Below are 18,654 nucleotides of genomic sequence, written 5' to 3'. Positions count from 1 at the left end.
TCTTTTTTTGTTGGGTTTATTTCTTTTTAATATCTTATATCGACACCAGCTATCTACACCAACCCCCTACACTAACTTCGAAAGTGGCGTAGCGTGGGTGCTAACCCACGGGATAAATAAGAGAAAATTGCTAACCCCTTTGGTAATACTGTATTTATAAAAAGGTGGGTTACGCTACCGCCAACCCACTATACCGTCATAATATTATTCGGGACTTTATCCCTAATAGTTTACTCGCCAATCAAAGCCAAAAACTCAGCCTCATCAACCACTTTGACCTCTAGCTTTTCAGCCTTAGTAAGTTTAGACCCCGCCTTCTCGCCCGCCAGCAGCGCAGAAGTCTTGGCAGAGATACTGCCAGAGACCTTAGCGCCTAAGGCTTGCAGTCTTACCTTGGCCTCATCACGACTCATACTGGATAATGTCCCGGTAATCACCCAAGTCTGCCCATCTAGCGGCAGCCCTTCGGTGGCGACCTGCTCGACCTTATCCCAATGCACGCCAGCCGTTATCAGGGCTTGAATCACATCAATATTATGCTGTGCTCGGAAGAAGTTATAGACCTGCTCAGCGGTAATATCACCCACATCAGGCGTCTCTTGTAGTTGCTCAATCGTAGCCGCTGCAAGCGCTGGTAAGTCGCCAAACTGTTGGGCTAAATTCTGCGCAGTAGACTCACCCACGCCGCGGATACCAAGCGCATAGATAAACCGAGACAATGTAGTTTTTTTACTGGCTTCGATAGCGGCCAGCATATTAGTGACCGACTTCTCTCCCAGTTTTTCGATATTGACCAACTGGTCTTGGTGGTCTTTTAAGCGGTAAATATCCGCCACGGTCTTGACGATACCTTGTTCAAAGAAACTGATCAGCCAGCGCTCGCCCACCCCATCGATATCCATAGCGCGGCGCGAGACAAAGTGGATTAACGCTTCTTGCTGCTGGGCAGGGCAAAATAGCTCGCCGGTACAACGGGCCAAAGCCTCACCCTCAGGAATCACTACAGGAGACTCACAAACGGGGCAGGCTTTTGGTAATACCACCGGGGTGGTGCCCTCAGGACGCATCTCATGCCAGACGCGAGAAATTTTAGGAATCACGTCACCGGCTCGGTGTACGCTCACAGTATCGCCAGCACGCACGTCCAAACGCTGAATCTCACCAAAGTTATGCAGGGTCACATTACTCACGGTGACGCCGCCTACTTGAACGGGTTCTAACTTACCCACCGGCGTAATTTGGCCAGTACGCCCCACTTGCCATTCAATAATGTTTAAAGTCGTCATAACCGTTTCAGCAGGGAATTTATAGGCGGTCGCCCAGCGTGGTTCGCGTGATAGGAAACCTAGCTGACTTTGTAGGGCTAAATCATTCACTTTGATGACCGTGCCATCAATCTCAAACGGCAGCTCTGGACGGCTGTCATTGACCGATTCGTAGTAGCTTTGCGCCTCTGCTAATCCATTAACCACTTGCACCGCACTGACGGTAAAGCCAATCTCTTTGAGCCAAGCCAAGGCCTCTGACTGTTTAGTAATAGTCTTAGGTAAACCTTGATTGACCGAATAAGCATAGAACGCTAATGGGCGACTGGCAGCAATGTTGGGATCGAGCTGGCGCAAACTGCCTGCCGCTGCGTTACGGGGGTTGGCAAAGGTTTTGCCACCGCTCTCCTCGGCTTGACGATTAAGGCGCTCAAACCCAGCTTTGGGCATCAACACTTCGCCGCGCACTTCTAGTAAGGCAATATCAGCGACCGCGTCTAACACTAAGGGTAGGTTATTAATGGTTTTGACATTCTGGGTAATGTCTTCACCTACTTGCCCGTCACCACGGGTAATCGCTTGCACATATTTGCCGTATTCATATTTGATAGAGACCGCTAGACCATCTAGCTTCATCTCAATCTCATATTCGGGGTTCTGCTGGGATGCATTTAAACGATCGTTGACTCGGCGCATAAAATCAGCGAGGTCATCTTTATTGAATACGTTACCTAGCGATAGCATCGGGATATCGTGCGGTAATTGTGAAAAGGCCGCTAACGGTGAATCGCCAATTTGCCCGGTCGGACTGTCCGGTTGAATTAAATCAGGATAGGCCTCTTCGAGTTCGATTAAGCTTAGGCGCAACTGGTCATATTCGTTGTCACTAATCTGCGGCTCATCTAAGACATAATAGGCATTATTATGAATACGTAAGGCATTAATCAGTTGGCGCATTTGCGCAATAATATCCGCATCATCGTGGCGCACGGGAGCATCATTGGTTTTAGCAGTAGCAGTCGTTGTTTTTGCAGAATTATTATCGGAATCAGTCATAGTCGGCGTCTTAATCAATATGCAAATTGGAATAGCGTTATCATACCAAGATTGCTACTTAGATAATATTAACCAAGAGTTTATCGAAGGTATTTTTATAAGGTTTAAATACAAATTACGCTATGTCATTCTTCGCTAAACCCCTGTGCCTAACAAGTGTCAGCCAATGACTTAGCAAACTATTCCTCTCAATTATCGGTCTAACTATCTATGCTATGATAATTTTACTAAGCAGAGATATTGCACTCACAGCTTTGCTACATAGCTTGCTTAAAAATATAGTTATATTAATGACTTATTAAATTTTTCCACTCAATTTATTGTCTACTTATTAGTAGTTATCCCCTTCTTTTTGCTCCACATTACTCGCCTCATTTTTTAACAAAAGGATTTTGTTTATGCAGCCCACCAGTCAGCGCGGTCAAGACTTTTACGAGCGCACCCAAGCCTTCATTACGGAAGAAATCGAGCCTATCGAAGCGGATTTTTGGCAAGAGTGTCATCAGCTGAATCAAGGCGGTGATTGGACCCAGTGGCAATGGCCGCAGGCTTATCAAGAGTTACGTAACAAGGCTCGCAAGGCTGGTCTATGGAATATGTTCTTACCCGATGACGAGTTTGGTGCCGGACTATCAGTCACTGACTACGCCCCTATCGCTGAGCTGACCGGACGCAGCTTAATTGCCCCGCATATTTTTAACTGTAACGCCCCAGATAGTGGCAATATGGAGCTGTTGTGGCGCTATGGTACGGAAGCGCAAAAGGCACGTTGGCTCACCCCACTTATTGACGGAAAAACGCGTTCGGTATTTTGTATGACTGAGCCCGAAGTGGCCTCTAGCGATGCGACTAATATGCAGGCTACCGCTATTGTCGACGGTGATGAGATTGTCTTAAATGGTCAAAAATGGTGGTCATCAGGTCTAGGCGATCCTGATGTTGACCTGCTGATATTCATGGCGCATACCCCTGATGAGAGTAAAGGCCGCCATCAACAGCACTCCATGGTACTCGTATCCAAGGATGCTGAGGGCGTAAATATTGAGCGTATGCTACAAGTCTTTGGCGATTATGATGCGCCGCATGGTCATGGCGAAGTGAGCTTTGACAATGTCCGCGTGCCGGTCGCTAATATTATCGGAGGTCCGGGTATGGGCTTTGAGATTGCCCAAGGTCGTTTAGGGCCAGGGCGTATTCACCACTGTATGCGCTGTATTGGCGCTGCAGAGAAAGCGCTAGAGATGGCTATCGATCGTGGCATGAGCCGAACCGCTTTTGGTAAACCTATCTTACAACTCGGTGGTAACCTCGAGCGTATTGCGGAAGCCCGTATTAAAATCGATCAAGCGCGTCTATTGACCTTATATGCAGCACAGAAAATGGATGAACAAGGCACCAAAGCCGCCTTGACGGAAATCTCAGCGATTAAAGTCGTGGCGCCTACCGTATTGCAAGAAGTCGTAGATATGGCGATGCAGCTGCATGGGGGTATGGGGGTTTGTCAGGACACGATGTTACCCGGATTTTATGCGCAAGCGCGTGCCTTACGTCTAGCTGATGGTCCAGATGAAGTGCATAAGACTATGATTGCTAAATTAGAACTTAAAAAGCGGGGTTTTAGTCGCAAAAAGCCACCATCCAGCTCATAAGGCTTGAGCAAACTATTACTTGGCTTAGCCGTAACCATAAAACAGCTGGCCTACGTTAACACTAATAATGACCGCTAAAAAAGGATTTTTCATGTCAGAACAGCCCGCTTCAGCAACCGCCACTACGACTTCTCAGCCTGCTGCTAAGACCGAAGCCTTTATCGATAAGGCGGGAGAAGTCCGTAGTGCAGAGACGCTAGATACCCAAGCAGTCACCGACTGGTTAAAAGCGCAGGATATTGACCTGCAGGGCGAGCCTAAAGTGACCCAGTTTTCTGGTGGTGCCTCCAATTGGACCTACCGCTTGCAGTATGACAATGTTGATTTGATTTTACGTCGACCACCGGCAGGAACTAAGGCTAAATCTGCTCATGATATGGTACGCGAGTACACGGTACAGCATGCTTTAAAAGAGGACTATCCTTATGTCCCGCAAATGATCGCGCTATGTGAGGATGAGTCGGTCATCGGTTGTGACTTTTATGTCATGGAGCGTTTGGTCGGTATTATTCCCCGCTCCAACCTACCTAAAGGACTCGATTTAGAGACCACCCAAGTACGTGAGCTGTGTACCAATGTCATCGATGCTTTAATTGAGCTGCATCAGGTGGACTATAGCGCGAATACTGAGTTGATGTCCTTGGGTAAAGGTGAAGGCTATTGTGAGCGTCAAGTCAGTGGCTGGGACAAGCGCTATAAAAAAGCGAAGACCCCCAACGTGCCGAGTTTTTATCTGGTACGCCAATGGCTAAAACGCAACCTACCGGCAGACAGCAGCACATGTGTGATTCATAACGACTGGCGCTTTGATAACGTCGTCCTCGACCCGAACGATCCCACCACCGTGATTGGCGTATTGGATTGGGAAATGGCGACTTTAGGCGACCCGTTGATGGATTTAGGTAGTGCATTGGCCTATTGGGTACAAGCCGATGATAATAAAATCATGAAGCAATCGCGCCGTCAACCTACTCACCTAAAAGGGATGATGACTCGGGCTGAAGTGGTCGATTATTATTTAGAAAAGACTGGCATGCAGGTCGATAATTGGGCTTTTTACGAAGTGTTTGGTCTGTTTCGCCTAGCCGGTATTGCCCAGCAAATTTATTACCGTTACTACCATAAACAGACCGACAACCCAGCCTTTAAAAACTTTTGGATTATCATTCATGCGTTACATGCACGCTGCCTGACCTTGATTGCCAAACATGAAGGTCGCCAGTTGGTTAGTCATGATAAGGTACCAGCGCCTGTACAAAAAATCGCCGAGAAGTTTTTGAAGTAGTGGGTAATCAATGCGGTTTGCTAATGGCTTTTTTAGCGAACCCATAACTAGGACCCGCCCTAATAAGCGATTGCACAATTCATTCTTAATTTATCTTAGGTGAGCCCGTATTATGACCACCCTGCTATTTGCCCGTCATGGGCAAGCCTCTTTTGGCCAAGAAAACTATGACCAACTCTCAGACTTGGGCAGTAAACAAGCTCAATTACTCGGGGCTCAATATGCGGGCTTGCAACGACAAATAGATGGCATGATGACCGGAACCCTGTCACGCCAACGGGACTCAGCAAAGCATTTTTTACAGGGGTATCAAGCCGGTTTAGAAGGTCTGCAACAGGCTAACGATGATTCTAATTTTACGGATTTAGCCCAACCGCAAGTGCTCGCCGGATTGAATGAATTTAACCACGAAGATATCTTTATCAAATCCAATCCGAAGTTTGCTACGCAAGCTGGGGTGATGGCGGAAGTGACTAAAAGTCCTGAACCCATGGGGCGGTTGGCAGAGTTGTTTTATGAGTCTATGCAGCGTTGGCATTCGGGCAATTTTGATGACGATTATTTAGAAAGTTGGCCGGCGTTTAATGCGCGTGTGCAACAAACCTTACAAGAAATTATTGCGCTAACACAAGACTTTGACGCCCCAAAAACCTTGCTAATATTTACCTCTGGTGGTGTGATTGCGGCCTTAACAGCAGCGCTATTAGGAGATGGCAAACCTAACAGTCAAGCGGCCTATAGAGTGACCCCTAGCTTAGTGAATACCGGCGTGACCAGTATCTCGTTAAAAGAGGGCAAACCTAGATTGCTCTCACTTAACGAGCATACGCATCTCTATACAGCAGGCGAGCGCTACCTCACTTGGCACTAATGTAGGTAATAAACCCTAATTTTCATTCTGATAAGGACATCCGATGACTACTAATCCACAAACCGATAAGCAAAAAGATAAGAAAACAGATAAGAAAAATAAGGGCAAGCAAGCCGCAACCAAGCAAACCCTATTAGGTGTAATGCAAAACAGCCTTAAGAGTAAGGTGGAAGACGCTAAAGGGGTATTGAGCAATCCCGATACTGCTATCAAAGCGTTAAAACAGCAGCAGGTCGGTAAAGATAAAACTATATTAATTACTGGTGCCAGTTCGGGTATTGGTGCGGGTATGGCAAAGTTGTTTGCCTCACTCGATTATAACTTGGCTATTTGTGCCCGTAGAACTGAGCGACTAGAAGCCTTAAAATCTGAACTGCTGACGGCTAATCCAGATATTCGCGTTGAATTACAAGCATTAGATGTGAGCGATTACGACGCAGTATTTAGCGTATTTAAAAGTTTCGCCGCGGACTTCGGCACCATAGACCGAGTCATTGTCAATGCCGGCGTGGGCGAAGGACGCCGCATTGGTACCGGACGTTTTGAGATTAATCGCCGTACTGCTGAAGTAGATTTTATCTCCGCCTTAGCCCAGTGCGAATCAGCGATGGAAATCTTCCGGGCGCAGAACCATGGTCACCTCGTCGCCATCTCTAGTATGTCGGCAATGCGCGGTATGCCCAAACATCTAACGGTCTATGCGGCGAGTAAAGCGGGACTGGCGCATTTGGCGGAAGGTATCCGAGCAGAAATGCTTGCCGACGAGCTACCTATTCAAATTACTACGCTATATCCGGGTTATATCCGTACCGAAATTAACGAAGGGGCGAAAAAGCTGCCTTTTGAAGTCGATGTAGATACGGGCAGCAAGGCGCTAGTGGCTGCTATTGAATCGGGCGTTGATGAAGCATGCGTCCCTTCTATGCCTTGGACCGCTATTGGTAAGGCCATGAAGGTATTGCCGTTGAAGATGGTGAACAAGCTGAGTTAGGTCTCGTATAAAAGGAGCTGGGCTAAAGCCATAGTCTAGCAGTTGCAATTGCCGTAGCGTGGGTGGCGCGAAGCAACCCCCACGGATAAAGTGGATACCTTAACGACAGTTATCTTCGCTGCCAAAGTTGACTTGAGGTGCGGTTTAGCCCTGATGGCAGCGGTATCCTGCTCCGCTGGGCGGGTTGCGAGCACTTGACTGAGGGTAGTCTCGCTGAGCAGGAATGCCATCAGACCATAGTGCCCGCCCCGCCTAGCGGAGGAGATACAAGCAAGAGCAGGATTAGCTCCAAAATACCCTCTATTTAGCACCATCCATCAAAAACCAACATCCATAAAAAAACGGCAATCCGTGATAAGCACAGGCTGCCGTTTTTTATTGCGAATAAGTTTAAATAGAGAGAAAAAGTCAATTAACGTGAAGGCGCACGGTACTCTTGGACTTCGGTACGTAAACGGGCTTTTAAATCTTGGGTAATAGGTTGGTTATTTTCATCCATTACGACAGCATTGATTTCGCGCGAGACCAGACCTGCAATACTCATCATGCTATCAAAGCCTTGCAAAGCCTTTGGATGCGGTAATGATAAGAACATCACCAGACCACTAAAGCCCGTCTGTGGCATAGTATTGAGATCAAAAGGTGCAATGCCATCGTGAGTAATACCCATCATGCTGAACCAAAGAATACCGGTACCGTCTTTATTCTCATAACGGTGGAACATGTTCATAGCACCGTATTTAAGACCATATTTATCGACGATTTTTAGCAGCTGCTCGCCACGGATAATCACGGAAGGAGGCTGGTCGATATTTTCACGCGGTAATAAAGTGATGTTGATGTTATCAGTAGCGTTATTCAGCGGGCTATTTTGATCTTGGTCAGCGGCTGCTAATAAATGCTTGTCCAGTACAGGGCTATTATCCGTAAAGCTAGGCTCTTCAGCGGTATCAATCACTGGCATTAGATTTTCAGTCGCTGAGACCAACGTTGAGAAAGCATCGCGCTCAGCAGCAGGCTCGCCATCCAATTCACTAGCAATATGACTGAACTCAGTGTCATCATCACGGCGCTGCTCAGTTTGCCAATCGTTATACTCAGGGCTACTAGGCTCCTCATAAGAATGATACGCGCCCTGCTCTGGTTGATAAGTCGTCTCAGTATAGTGTTCCTGCGCGCTGTCTTCTTCCATCACCGCATTAAGATGACTGCGATCAGGGGCGATCGTAGTCTCGCCAGCGATGGTGTCAGCTAGGTCAGGCTCATCGACTAAGTTACGCTCATGACGAGGAATAATAGGAATGCCATTCTTGTCATACTCGACCTCACGAGCGGCGGTACCACTGTGCTGACGCTTGAGACTTCGGACGACCATAAATAACCCTGCTAAAATAATCAGTGCAGCAATGACAATCAAAATAAACTGAATCGTGGTCATGGTTTCGTTACATCCTAGCGCCTGAGGCAATATAAGTTGGAAAATAAAAGGTCGTGGAGTTGGCAATAGTCTAACATGACTGACAGGTATCGTCATCACGACTGCAAAAAATGCTAAAGGTAAAACTATTCTAGCTAAACGTCAATATATTGCTCAGCTTCTTCTAAACTAACACTGACTAAGGTGGATACGCCAGCTTGCGGCATGGTAATACCCTTAAGCTCATCGGCGATTTGCATAGCGAGTTTATTGTGGCTAATAAAGATAAATTGGACATCATCGGCCAGCTCATGAATCAGCCCGGTAAAGCGCTTCACGTTGGCATCATCAAGTGGAGCATCGACTTCATCGAGCACACAGAATGGCGCGGGGTGCTGCTTAAAGATAGCGAAGATTAAGCTAAGCGCGGTGAGGGTTTTCTCTCCCCCAGACAATACGGCCAAGCGGCTGTTCTTCTTACCTTTGGGCTGTGCCATCAGCTCAATACCAGCGCGCCATTTATCCGCTTTGGCTAGGCTGTCATCGTCTTGTAGGCTGAGCATAGCTTGCCCCCCGCCAAAGACTTTGGCAAATAAGCTCGCTAGGTCGCGGTTAACCGCTTCTAAGGTCTGGTTAAATAAAGCCTTAGTCTTGGTATCAATCGTAGCAATAGCATCGGTCAACGTATCCATACTGGCGGTAATATCACCAATCTGCTGCTCTAAGGGTAGTAACCGTGACTCTACTTCTACCAATTCTGCTGCTGCCGCTAAGTTGACCGCGCCCATCGTCGACAGCCTGCGGGTAAGTTCGGCTTCGCGCTTTTGTAGCTCGGCTTGATTGTCTGCTTGCTTACTGGTGCGTGAGCTATGACTGCCGTAAGCGATAAGTTCAGTTAAGATGGTCGATGGGCTGACCGCTGAGCCTGTCGCTAGTAGACGCTCGCTAGCCTCTTTAATACGTTCAGCATAAATCGCCACTTGGGTCATATGTTCAGCAAGCATTGCCTGTTGCTGCTGCAGCGTACTTTGTAGCGCTTCAAGCTGTTGGTGCTCATCCGTATGCTGCGACCTTAGTGTTGCCAAACTGGCTTTATACTCTTCTAAGGCGATTTGCTGCTCATGGCTTACGCTATCGGCTGATTTCTGCGCCGCTTGTAGCTCAGGCAACTTCACTTGATCCCGCTCTAATTGCCGCTCAGCTGCTTGTAGCGAGTTGCGCAAATGCTCTTGCTGCGTAGCTAGCTTAGTGCGCTGCGTGTCGGCATTAGTAGCGGCTAACGTCGCTTCTTTTATCTCAAACCATAAATTTTGTAGCGACTCGCGGTCAGCTTGCAGGACTTGTTGATGCTGCTCACGCTCGCTAGCAAGACGGTCGCGCTCACTTTGTAGCTCGCTAAATTGCGGCTGTAGTCTAGCTAATTGCTCAGCAATGGCTGCCGCTTGCGCCTTTAAGTCCGCCTGCGTTTGCTTAAGCTCTTGCTGCTCACTATCTAAGGTCTCACGCTCAGCCTGCAGTCGTGCTCGCTCGGCTTGTTGGCGCTCGTGCTGAGCTTGCAAAGTGGTTAGGCGTTGCTGTTCGCTATGTTCGCTGTGCGTCAAGGCTTTGGCTTGCGCATTGAACTCTTGCACCGTGACCGCCAATTCATCATGCTGCGACTGTAAGGTTTTAATCTCACGATTTAGACTATCTAAGGTGTCTTCTACTTCACTTAGCGAGTCTTCTAGTTCGGCCAGTCGGTCTTGCTGCTGCAATCGCTGTGCTAAAAACTGCGCATTATTCGACCCATTACCTTTGCCCGTCAGCTTAGACAGATGTAGCGTACCGGCATGACTTACCAACCAGCCCGATGGTGTGAGTAATAAAGCCCCTTTGGGCAACTGCGCGAGGGTCTCACGTAGCATAGAGGACTCGTCTTGCACAGACGTTGTTGTTATAGCACTCGTAAGTAAATAACATTGCTGCCAAATCGCTAGCTTCGGCTGGCTAATTAATTGGCTTAATGGCGTGGCATTAGCAACATCTACCAAGGGTGCGGTAGCGGAAGAACTCGAATCTGCCGCAAATAATAAGCTATTGGTCGCTGCTGATACTTGTTGAGCTGCGTCAAACGCTTGTGCATATAGGGCAGCTAACGTGGCGGCGAACTCTGGCGAGGCACTTTCTACTAGCGGATTCTCTACCAGTGCACTGTCTAACCATAGCGTCAGCCAATAATCTAAGACATCGGCGTGGGCCTTACCTGCTTGGGTAAGTTCAATTTTTTCGCTTAACTTAGGTAAATTAGCTAATTGCTCAAGATTGTCAGACTTGGATAGAGAGTTTTCTGACTTAACCGCGCTATTTGAACTTAGCGTTTGCTTGGGAGGATGCAGTATCCGGTGCAAGCTATCGTATTCACCCGACAAGCTAGCGTGGCGCTTCTCTAAAGTTTGCTGCGTTTGCTGCTTTTGCTGCAGTGTTTGGGCCAGCTCATCCAATTTAGGTTGCGCACTGGCCAGACGCTCTTCTAAGTCCTCGTGCTGACGACCAAGACTGATTAGCGTGGCGCGAATTTGCTTAAGCTGTTCGCCTAGGCTAATTGTTGATTCTGCATTAGCAGCTACCGACTCATTATTTACGGAGTTCACACCAGACAACTCAGCAAAGTGCTGCTGCCACTTACTCTCTTGGCGCTGCCATTTCTCTAACTGAGTGTTGAGCTGCTGCTGGGCTTGCGCTTGGAGGGCTTGCTGCTGCTCCTGCTGACGTATTTGCGACTGTATATCATTGATTTGCTGTTGTAGCGTTTGCCAAGCCGCCTCTAACGGTGCTTGACTGGCTTGCTGCTCGGCGAGCTTGCTCTCTAACGCTATGATGGTTGGCGCTAATGCCTCTAAACGGGCATTCTGCTCGCTATACTGCTGCGCTAACTCGGCCAACTCAGCATCACTACGCTCAAGCTGCCCTTGCAAGCCATGAATCCGGCGATCGCTCTGGGTCAGCTTTTCTTGCAGGGTGCTCAATTGATGATTGGCTTGCTGACGGGCCAATTCATGTTGATGATAGCGGTCTTGCGCATCGTCTTTTAGCCATTGCGCTTCAGCCATGCGCGCCTCTAACTTGGCTAGCTTCTCTTTGAGTGTATTAATAGTCGCTGTCGAGGCTTCAACTTGTTTATTAACTTGCTGCTGCTCGGCTTTATGCTTGAGCTCTTGTAGTTTAGCTTCAGTCAATTGCGCTATCGCAAGCTTTTGCTGCACGTCACTGAGCTCGTCTTTTAAACCTTGATAAGCCTGCGCACTGGCGGCCTGCCGAGCTAAAGTCTTTTGCTGACGCGCCAACTCACTGCGCATATCATCTAGCCGTGCTAAGTTATCAGCGGTAGTGATCAGCTTCTTTTGCGTCTCTTCACGGCGGGCTTGATAGCGAGAGACCCCTGCCGCCTCTTCGATAAACTCGCGCAACTGTAGCGGGCTCGAATCAACAATACGCCCAATCATGCCCTGCTCAATCACGGCATAACTGCGAGAGCCAAGACCCGTGCCTAAAAAGACATCGATAACATCACGGCGACGGCAACGCGTGCCATTAATAAAATAGTCAGACTTGCCGTCTATATTCACCTGCCTGCGAATCGATAGCTCTTGATAGAGGTTTAATTCGTGGCGAATGCCTGTGGCTTCATCTTGAGTATGCTCAATCGTCAGCTCAACACTCGCCACACTCTTGGCGGCTTTACTATCGGTCCCCGCAAAAATGACATCGCTCATCGCGCCACCACGCAGCTGCTTGGCAGACGACTCCCCCAGTACCCACCGAATGGCATCGATGACATTGGATTTGCCACAGCCGTTCGGTCCGACGATAGCGGTGATGCCATGGCGGAAGGTAAAGGTAGTCGGATTGGCAAAGGATTTAAAGCCTGCCAGCTTGAGAGATTTTAAACGCATGAAGGCCGCATAGTATAAGGTGAAGTTGCTAGCTTAAAGCGGCGTATTTTACCTGAAAACTGAGTAGGTTTGTGAGTTCATCCTAGATTGCTAATGTAAGTAATTCTGCTGAGTTTATAGATTAACTTTATCGAGAAACTCAGCAGAATTGCTCAGCTTCCCATTATATCTATATATGCATAAATGATTTGGATTGCAGACTTTGGTTAAACATTTTAAACAACTCATCTTATATCTAGGAGATTGTATAAGCACGCCAGTCTAAATCACCCCCATGCCCTGAAGCCCCGACCACAATAGCTGACCCCCAGCAAATACCAGTAAGACCCCAAATGCTTTCTTTAGCGTAGCAGCGGGCAATTGATGCGCCCATTTTGCGCCCAGCTTCGCCATAATAAAGCTAGCAAAAGAGATGACGAAAAAACCGACGATGTGAACAAAACCAAACGTGCCTTCTGGTAAATTTGCCACGTCTTGACCGAACCAAGCAAAGCCGATAGCCCCTGCTAAAGCGATAGGTAGACCGCAAGCCGCAGAAGTGCCAACCGCTTGGCGCATCGGCAACCCTGCCCAAGTGAGAAACGGCACGGTCAAACTACCGCCACCAATCCCAAAGATGGAGGAAGCCAAGCCAATACCCGTCCCTGCTCCTACCTGAACGGGTGTCGATGGTAAGGGCTTACCCAGCTGTTCTTTATTCGACATAAAGAGCATTTTGAAGGCAATGAGTAGCGCACCGGCCCCAATTAAAGCCTGCAAAGTATTGCCGTTAATTTGATCGGCCACTGCCGCTCCTAATAGACTGCCGACGACTAATCCGCCTGCCATCCGCTTCCAAACCTCCCACCGTACCCCGCCGCGCTTATTATGCGCAGTCAGCGAACTGATAGAAGTGACAATTATCGTGGCTAACGACGTCCCAACGGCTAAATGCGCCACGACATCAGGGGAGTAGCCAAATGCGGTGAATAGCCAAATCAAAGCTGGGACGATAATCATGCCACCGCCAACACCAAACAGACCAGCACAGACTCCCGCAAACGCACCCGCTACTAAAAACCACACCACCATCGCCATCGCACTACACCTTTATCAATAAGAATTACAGCAGTCTAACCTGTCTATTCGGCCACCGCTCAGTTAAAATTAACGAAATACAACCGTAAACTGCTACACTTAATTATGTAAACACCGTCCGCTAAATGGCACTAATTTAGCTAGCGCTCAGTATAACAGACCCTTTAGCAAAGCCTTTACGCTTCAATTCACCATTCTTATTTAGCAGCCGCCTGATGCCCCTACTCTCTAATCTAAATCACCGCCACCAAAGCGATTCCCTATCCACCAACAGTCAATTGATCGCTGAAATTAAAGACGCTCATCTCGATGCTACTCGCCCACACTTATTAACGGCAGACCGTCAAAGTGGGGGCCGTGGTCAGCATGGCCGCAGTTGGCAATCGCCAAAGGGCAATATTTATCTGTCTCTATATTTGCCGATGACGCAACCCATTACCGGTTTATTCTCTTTAATAGTCGGGTTTGAGCTGGCGATGATGCCGGTGATTCAGCAGCTTAATACTCAGCTTTTTGCCCAAGGTAAGCCTACTATTGGGGTCAAATGGGCGAATGATTTAGGGTTTTATGACCCTACTGATAACCCGCTAGCTGCAGATAAAGCAACCGCTAACAAGCTACTATTTAACAAGCTGGCCGGTATTTTAATCGAACCGATATGGCAACATGGCAAGCTCATCGGCTGCGTGATTGGCGTTGGCATTAACATTTTAGCCACGCCTTTATTGACCACTGAAACCTTAGAAGGCATGAGCTATCGTGCGATTAGTCTTGCGGACTTATGGGAAGATAAATCAGCAAATCAAGCACAAGCGTTAGCCTTACCTCAACTGTATGGTGAAGTGGCACAAGCTTTGATTAATGCTTACACACGCTTTGAACAGATGCGTAACACACCAAGTCGCGTCGATGACTTTGTGCAGTTATTTGCGCAAGTTGATGCTTTGGCAGGTAGACACTTGCAGGTGCATCGGCAAATACAAGAGGTTGAAGAGACACTATCAGGTGTAGCTAGTGGGATAAGTCCGCATGGATGTTTGCAATTGCGCCTTGATGACGCTACGCTAATGTCGCTTTTTACTGGCCGTATTGATGTGCTGAGCAACCCCGTATAGTTGGGATAGGTTGTCTGTCGCTCATATAGCCTGACCCCCATAGCACGCTAGACCAAACAAATACCCTACCCCAAGGACCCTATTTTTATGTCGAATCTTTGGCTGGATCTTGGCAATACGCGCCTTAAATACTGGCTGACCGATGAGGTTGGGCAACTTGTCACGCATCAGGCGCGGCAACATTTGCAAGCACCAGCCGAACTATTAATGGGACTGACGGATCGTATTGAGCGCTTAGCCCCTGAGTTTATTGGCATTTCCTCCGTTTTAGGCGAGCAGATTAATGCCTCGGTTGCGGAAACTTTGAGTCACTTAGGCATCGCCTTTGAGTTTGTCCATGTCGATGCTGAGCATAAATTAATGCGCAGTAATTACGATGCGAACCAATTGGGGGTCGACCGTTGGCTGCAAATGCTGGGCATCGTCGACCGTAAAAAACGCCAGTGTGTCATTGGCTGTGGTACCGCGGTCACCATCGATTTGATTGATCATGCCGAGCATATGGGCGGCTATATCTTTCCCAGTATTTATTTGCAGCGCGAATCCTTATTTTCGGGTACTAAGCAAATTACCATCTCGAATGGCGTATTTGACAGTATCTCACCAGGTTTACGCACCCAAGATGCCGTCCACCGAGGTATCTTACTGTCCATCGTCGGCGCTATTAACGAGATTAGCCATCGTTATCCCAACTTCGAGCTGATATTTACCGGGGGCGACGCACCCATTATTGCTCAACATATTAATCGCTCAGTATATATCCGCGACGATTTATTATTAGAGGGATTGGGTCGGTTCTTTCATGATTATTAACGCTAGCAATCCTGCTACTTATTGAGTCACAAAATCGGCAGCTCTCCTTTAAACCTAACCCTTAAGCTTCTGGTCTAGCTAAGGTTTGGCATAAACTACAGGCAATAAGACAATACCTATCACTGGCTGACCCTGTTTCATAAAAGGCTTTAATTGCGCAGGCTTTATAGCTTGCATAAAGGCCTTATCTAACCGTGCTATCCCGCTGCTTTCGACCACGTCTATCTGGACTATGCTGCCCTCTTTATCGACTCGTAGCTTAAATAACATCGCCAACTTATCGGTTTTACAGGGCTCAATATAGCCTTGCTCTTCATCGTAAACACAGCCAAAAGCATTACTAGGGCTATAACGAGCTACCCGACTCATATTCGGTTTTTTTACCCAGTAAGCATCTCGGATACTGAACGTTTCAGAGCTGCTTTCAAGGCCACTTTCAGAGATACTTTCAGTAGTATTATCCTGAGCAGACAAATCAATAAGCTCAGCCTGAGCTGGCGTATGCAACATCATAGCGGCCAACAATAGCGTAAGACTAACCAGAAGATTTTTACTGGGTTTGCGTGGTGGCATTGGGGTCATCATCTTTCGAGATTCCTCTTGGTTATTTTAGCGATAAAAAAACGGTGACAACTTATGCTGCCACCGTTATTTTTATTTAATATAGCTGTCAATATAATCAGCAAACAAGGCTATTACAACCGCTTATTCGCAAACTGATACCGGATTGGTTAAGTCAATTAAACCAAAGTCTGTCTAATTTATCTTGTGCTATTTAAATGTAATACCGCTATTTGGTCTCATTAAACAATTCACGACCGATCAGCATGCGGCGAATTTCACTCGTACCAGCACCAATCTCATAGAGCTTGGCATCACGCCATAAGCGGCCTAGTGGGTATTCGTTGGTGTAGCCATTACCACCAAAGATTTGAATGCCCTCACCGGCCATCCAAGTGGCTTTTTCCGCACACCAAAGGATGACACTGGCGCAGTCTTTACGCACTTGGCGGCCATCGCCATCACCGAGGGCGTCCAGGTTTTTGCCGACGGTGTATAGGAAGCTGCGGGCGGCTTGCAAAATGGTATACATATCCGCGACCTTACCCTGGATCAGCTGAAACTCACCGATAGACTGACCAAACTGCTTACGATCATGGATATAAGGGATGACGTTGTCCATGACCGCTTGCATAATCCCAACCGGACCTGCTGCTAGCACAGCACGCTCATAATCGAGACCACTCATCAGGACTCTGACCCCATTGTTCACGCCACCTAGGACATTTTCACTAGGCACTAAGACGTTTTTAAAGGTCATCTCACCGGTGTTACTACCGCGCATGCCGAGCTTATCGAGCTTTTGCGCGGTACCGAAACCTTCCATCCCCTTCTCAACGATAAATGCGGTGATGCCTTTCGCGCCCAACTCTGGGTTGGTCTTGGCATAGACCACCATGACATCCGCATCAGGGCCGTTGGTAATCCACATTTTGGTGCCATTGAGCACATAGCCGCCATCTTTTTCTACAGCGCGCAGTGACATACTGGTGACGTCAGACCCTGCGCCCGGCTCACTCATGGCGAGTGCTCCGATAGACTCACCGCTGATTAGCTTAGGCAGGTATTTTTGTTTTTGGTCTTCATTACCATTGCGTTTGAGCTGGTTAATACACAGGTTAGAATGCGCGCCGTAGCTTAACGCGACTGAAGCAGAAGCGCGGCTAATCTCTTCTAACGCCACCATATGTGCCACATAGCCCATATCAACGCCGCCATACTCTTCAGAGACGGTGATGCCGTGTAAGCCTAAGTCACCCATCTTTTGCCATAAATCCATAGGGAAAGCATCACCGCTATCTATCTCGCTAGCGCGTGGGGCAATCTCAGCATCCGCAAAGCTTTTGACGCTATCACGAAGGGCGGCGATATCTTCGCCTAATTGAAAATCTAATCCGAGGGTCGACATAAAATATCCTTTTCTATGGGCTAACTTTGGTAATAAGTTAAGGGGTTAAAATAAAAGTGAGGGTCGTTAAAGTGAAAACTTTGGAAATAAAAGGTCAAACAAATACTATCAACGATAAGTGCTAGGGTACAGACAGTTCAATCTAAGAAAGATACAGTGCGACCCATTACGATTCGAATTTAACTTTACTTGACGATAATAAAAAACAGCTCAGATTGATAGCTAATAGAGATCACCAATCTTGAAGAATCCTAACCATTTAAATAGGTTGATAATTCAGTGGCGCTAGCCAGTTAATGCTTTAGCGATTGAGCAGCGCCGTAGCAACTTTTGAGCCATTTTTTCGGCCTAAATGATCACTAATTCGTTGACCAACCAAGCTTAATTTATCTAAATCAATACCGGTATGAATGCCCATACCATGCAGCATATAGACCACATCTTCGGTGGCCACGTTACCGGTCGCACCTTTGGCATAGGGACACCCGCCTAGACCGGCCGTAGAAGTATCGAACTGACGGATACCTAGCTCAAGCGCTGCTAAAGTATTGGCGACAGCTTGCCCATAAGTATCATGGAAATGCCCCGATATATCCGCAATATCAATATAGTCGAAGGCGGCTTTAAGGGCATTCTGTACTTTGATCGGGGTGCCCACGCCGATAGTATCGGCAATGCCAATGTGTTCAGCGCCGATATCGACCAAACGCTTGGTGACATAAGCCACTTTATCTGGCGAGATCTCCCCCTCGTAAGGACAACCTACGGTACAGGAGATGACACCGCGGACTTTGATGCCAGCAGCTTTGGCAGCGGCTGCGACTGGGGCAAAACGATCGATGCTTTCATCGATACTGCAGTTGATATTCTTTTGGCTAAAGGCTTCGCTGGCTGAACCAAAGATCACTACCTCATCGGGTGAATAAGCGACTGCACTTTCAAAGCCGCGCATGTTTGGCACCAGCACCGAATAGCACACGTCGCTATGACGCTTGGCATCGTTTAGGGCTTGCATCAAGGCAGCATTATCGCCCATCTGGGGCACCCATTTTGGGGAAACGAAGCTGGTAATCTCTAGCTTTTTGACCCCGGCATCAATCAAACCCGCAATCAGCTCACGTTTGATATCAGTCGGCACGTTTTGCTTTTCGTTTTGTAGGCCGTCGCGAGGGCTGACGTCTACAATTAATACATTGTCGGGATAACTCATAGGG

13 protein-coding genes are annotated in these 18,654 nt (G+C 47.8%); 6 read left to right on the top strand and 7 right to left on the bottom strand.

The window, feature by feature from the left end:
* Nucleotides 1-230 precede the first annotated feature (230 nt).
* Nucleotides 231-2,321: an NAD-dependent DNA ligase LigA gene (gene ligA / locus ACZ2XM_RS05455; RefSeq protein WP_490587355.1), complete on the bottom strand. Its 2,091-nt coding sequence runs from the start codon at nt 2,319-2,321 to the stop codon at nt 231-233.
* A gap of 398 nt (nt 2,322-2,719) precedes the next feature.
* Between ligA and ACZ2XM_RS05450 the strand changes: the two genes are divergently transcribed.
* The 4 genes from ACZ2XM_RS05450 (at nt 2,720) to ACZ2XM_RS05435 (ending at nt 7,117) form a co-directional block, all read left to right on the top strand.
* Entirely contained in the window at nt 2,720-3,970 is a 1,251-nt protein-coding gene (locus ACZ2XM_RS05450; RefSeq protein ID WP_490587354.1) for an acyl-CoA dehydrogenase family protein, read from the top strand.
* 91 nt (nt 3,971-4,061) lie between these two features.
* Entirely contained in the window at nt 4,062-5,255 is a 1,194-nt protein-coding gene (locus tag ACZ2XM_RS05445) for a phosphotransferase family protein (protein WP_490587353.1), read from the top strand.
* Nucleotides 5,256-5,367: 112 nt separating this feature from the next.
* The gene (locus ACZ2XM_RS05440; RefSeq protein WP_490587352.1) at nt 5,368-6,126 is read left to right on the top strand and encodes a histidine phosphatase family protein; all 759 of its coding nucleotides are present in this window, start codon (nt 5,368-5,370) and stop codon (nt 6,124-6,126) included.
* 142 nt (nt 6,127-6,268) lie between these two features.
* Nucleotides 6,269-7,117 carry an SDR family oxidoreductase gene (locus ACZ2XM_RS05435; protein ID WP_490587467.1) on the top strand — a complete coding sequence of 283 codons (849 nt, stop codon included), beginning with the start codon at nt 6,269-6,271 and terminating at the stop codon, nt 7,115-7,117.
* Nucleotides 7,118-7,529: 412 nt separating this feature from the next.
* Here ACZ2XM_RS05435 and ACZ2XM_RS05430 read toward each other — a convergent pair whose 3' ends face one another.
* The 3 genes from ACZ2XM_RS05430 to ACZ2XM_RS05420 all read right to left on the bottom strand — a co-directional run bounded on the left by ACZ2XM_RS05430 (nt 7,530) and on the right by ACZ2XM_RS05420 (nt 13,543).
* Nucleotides 7,530-8,555: a cell division protein ZipA C-terminal FtsZ-binding domain-containing protein gene (locus ACZ2XM_RS05430; protein ID WP_490587351.1), complete on the bottom strand. Its 1,026-nt coding sequence runs from the start codon at nt 8,553-8,555 to the stop codon at nt 7,530-7,532.
* A gap of 134 nt (nt 8,556-8,689) precedes the next feature.
* Nucleotides 8,690-12,466, bottom strand: a complete 3,777-nt coding sequence (locus ACZ2XM_RS05425; RefSeq protein WP_490587350.1) for an AAA family ATPase — start codon at nt 12,464-12,466, stop codon at nt 8,690-8,692.
* A gap of 261 nt (nt 12,467-12,727) precedes the next feature.
* Nucleotides 12,728-13,543 carry a sulfite exporter TauE/SafE family protein gene (locus tag ACZ2XM_RS05420; protein WP_490587349.1) on the bottom strand — a complete coding sequence of 272 codons (816 nt, stop codon included), beginning with the start codon at nt 13,541-13,543 and terminating at the stop codon, nt 12,728-12,730.
* Nucleotides 13,544-13,758: 215 nt separating this feature from the next.
* Between ACZ2XM_RS05420 and ACZ2XM_RS05415 the strand changes: the two genes are divergently transcribed.
* Nucleotides 13,759-14,658: a biotin--[acetyl-CoA-carboxylase] ligase gene (locus ACZ2XM_RS05415; protein ID WP_490587348.1), complete on the top strand. Its 900-nt coding sequence runs from the start codon at nt 13,759-13,761 to the stop codon at nt 14,656-14,658.
* A gap of 87 nt (nt 14,659-14,745) precedes the next feature.
* Complete coding sequence (locus ACZ2XM_RS05410) at nt 14,746-15,471, top strand: pantothenate kinase (RefSeq protein WP_490587347.1); 726 nt, start codon at nt 14,746-14,748, stop codon at nt 15,469-15,471.
* Nucleotides 15,472-15,549: 78 nt separating this feature from the next.
* Here ACZ2XM_RS05410 and ACZ2XM_RS05405 read toward each other — a convergent pair whose 3' ends face one another.
* The 3 genes from ACZ2XM_RS05405 to ACZ2XM_RS05395 all read right to left on the bottom strand — a co-directional run bounded on the left by ACZ2XM_RS05405 (nt 15,550) and on the right by ACZ2XM_RS05395 (nt 18,650).
* Entirely contained in the window at nt 15,550-16,056 is a 507-nt protein-coding gene (locus ACZ2XM_RS05405) for an energy transducer TonB (protein WP_490587346.1), read from the bottom strand.
* A 205-nt stretch (nt 16,057-16,261) separates the two neighbouring features.
* Nucleotides 16,262-17,440 carry an isovaleryl-CoA dehydrogenase gene (locus ACZ2XM_RS05400; protein ID WP_490587345.1) on the bottom strand — a complete coding sequence of 393 codons (1,179 nt, stop codon included), beginning with the start codon at nt 17,438-17,440 and terminating at the stop codon, nt 16,262-16,264.
* Between the two features lie 301 nt (nt 17,441-17,741).
* A complete protein-coding gene (locus ACZ2XM_RS05395; protein ID WP_490587344.1) occupies nt 17,742-18,650 on the bottom strand; it encodes a hydroxymethylglutaryl-CoA lyase in 909 nt (302 codons plus the stop codon).
* Between the last annotated feature and the right edge of the window lie 4 nt (nt 18,651-18,654).

Source organism: Psychrobacter sp. CoH-33_TS_01, assembly GCF_058189395.1.
This window is presented reverse-complemented; position numbering and strand designations above follow the sequence as displayed.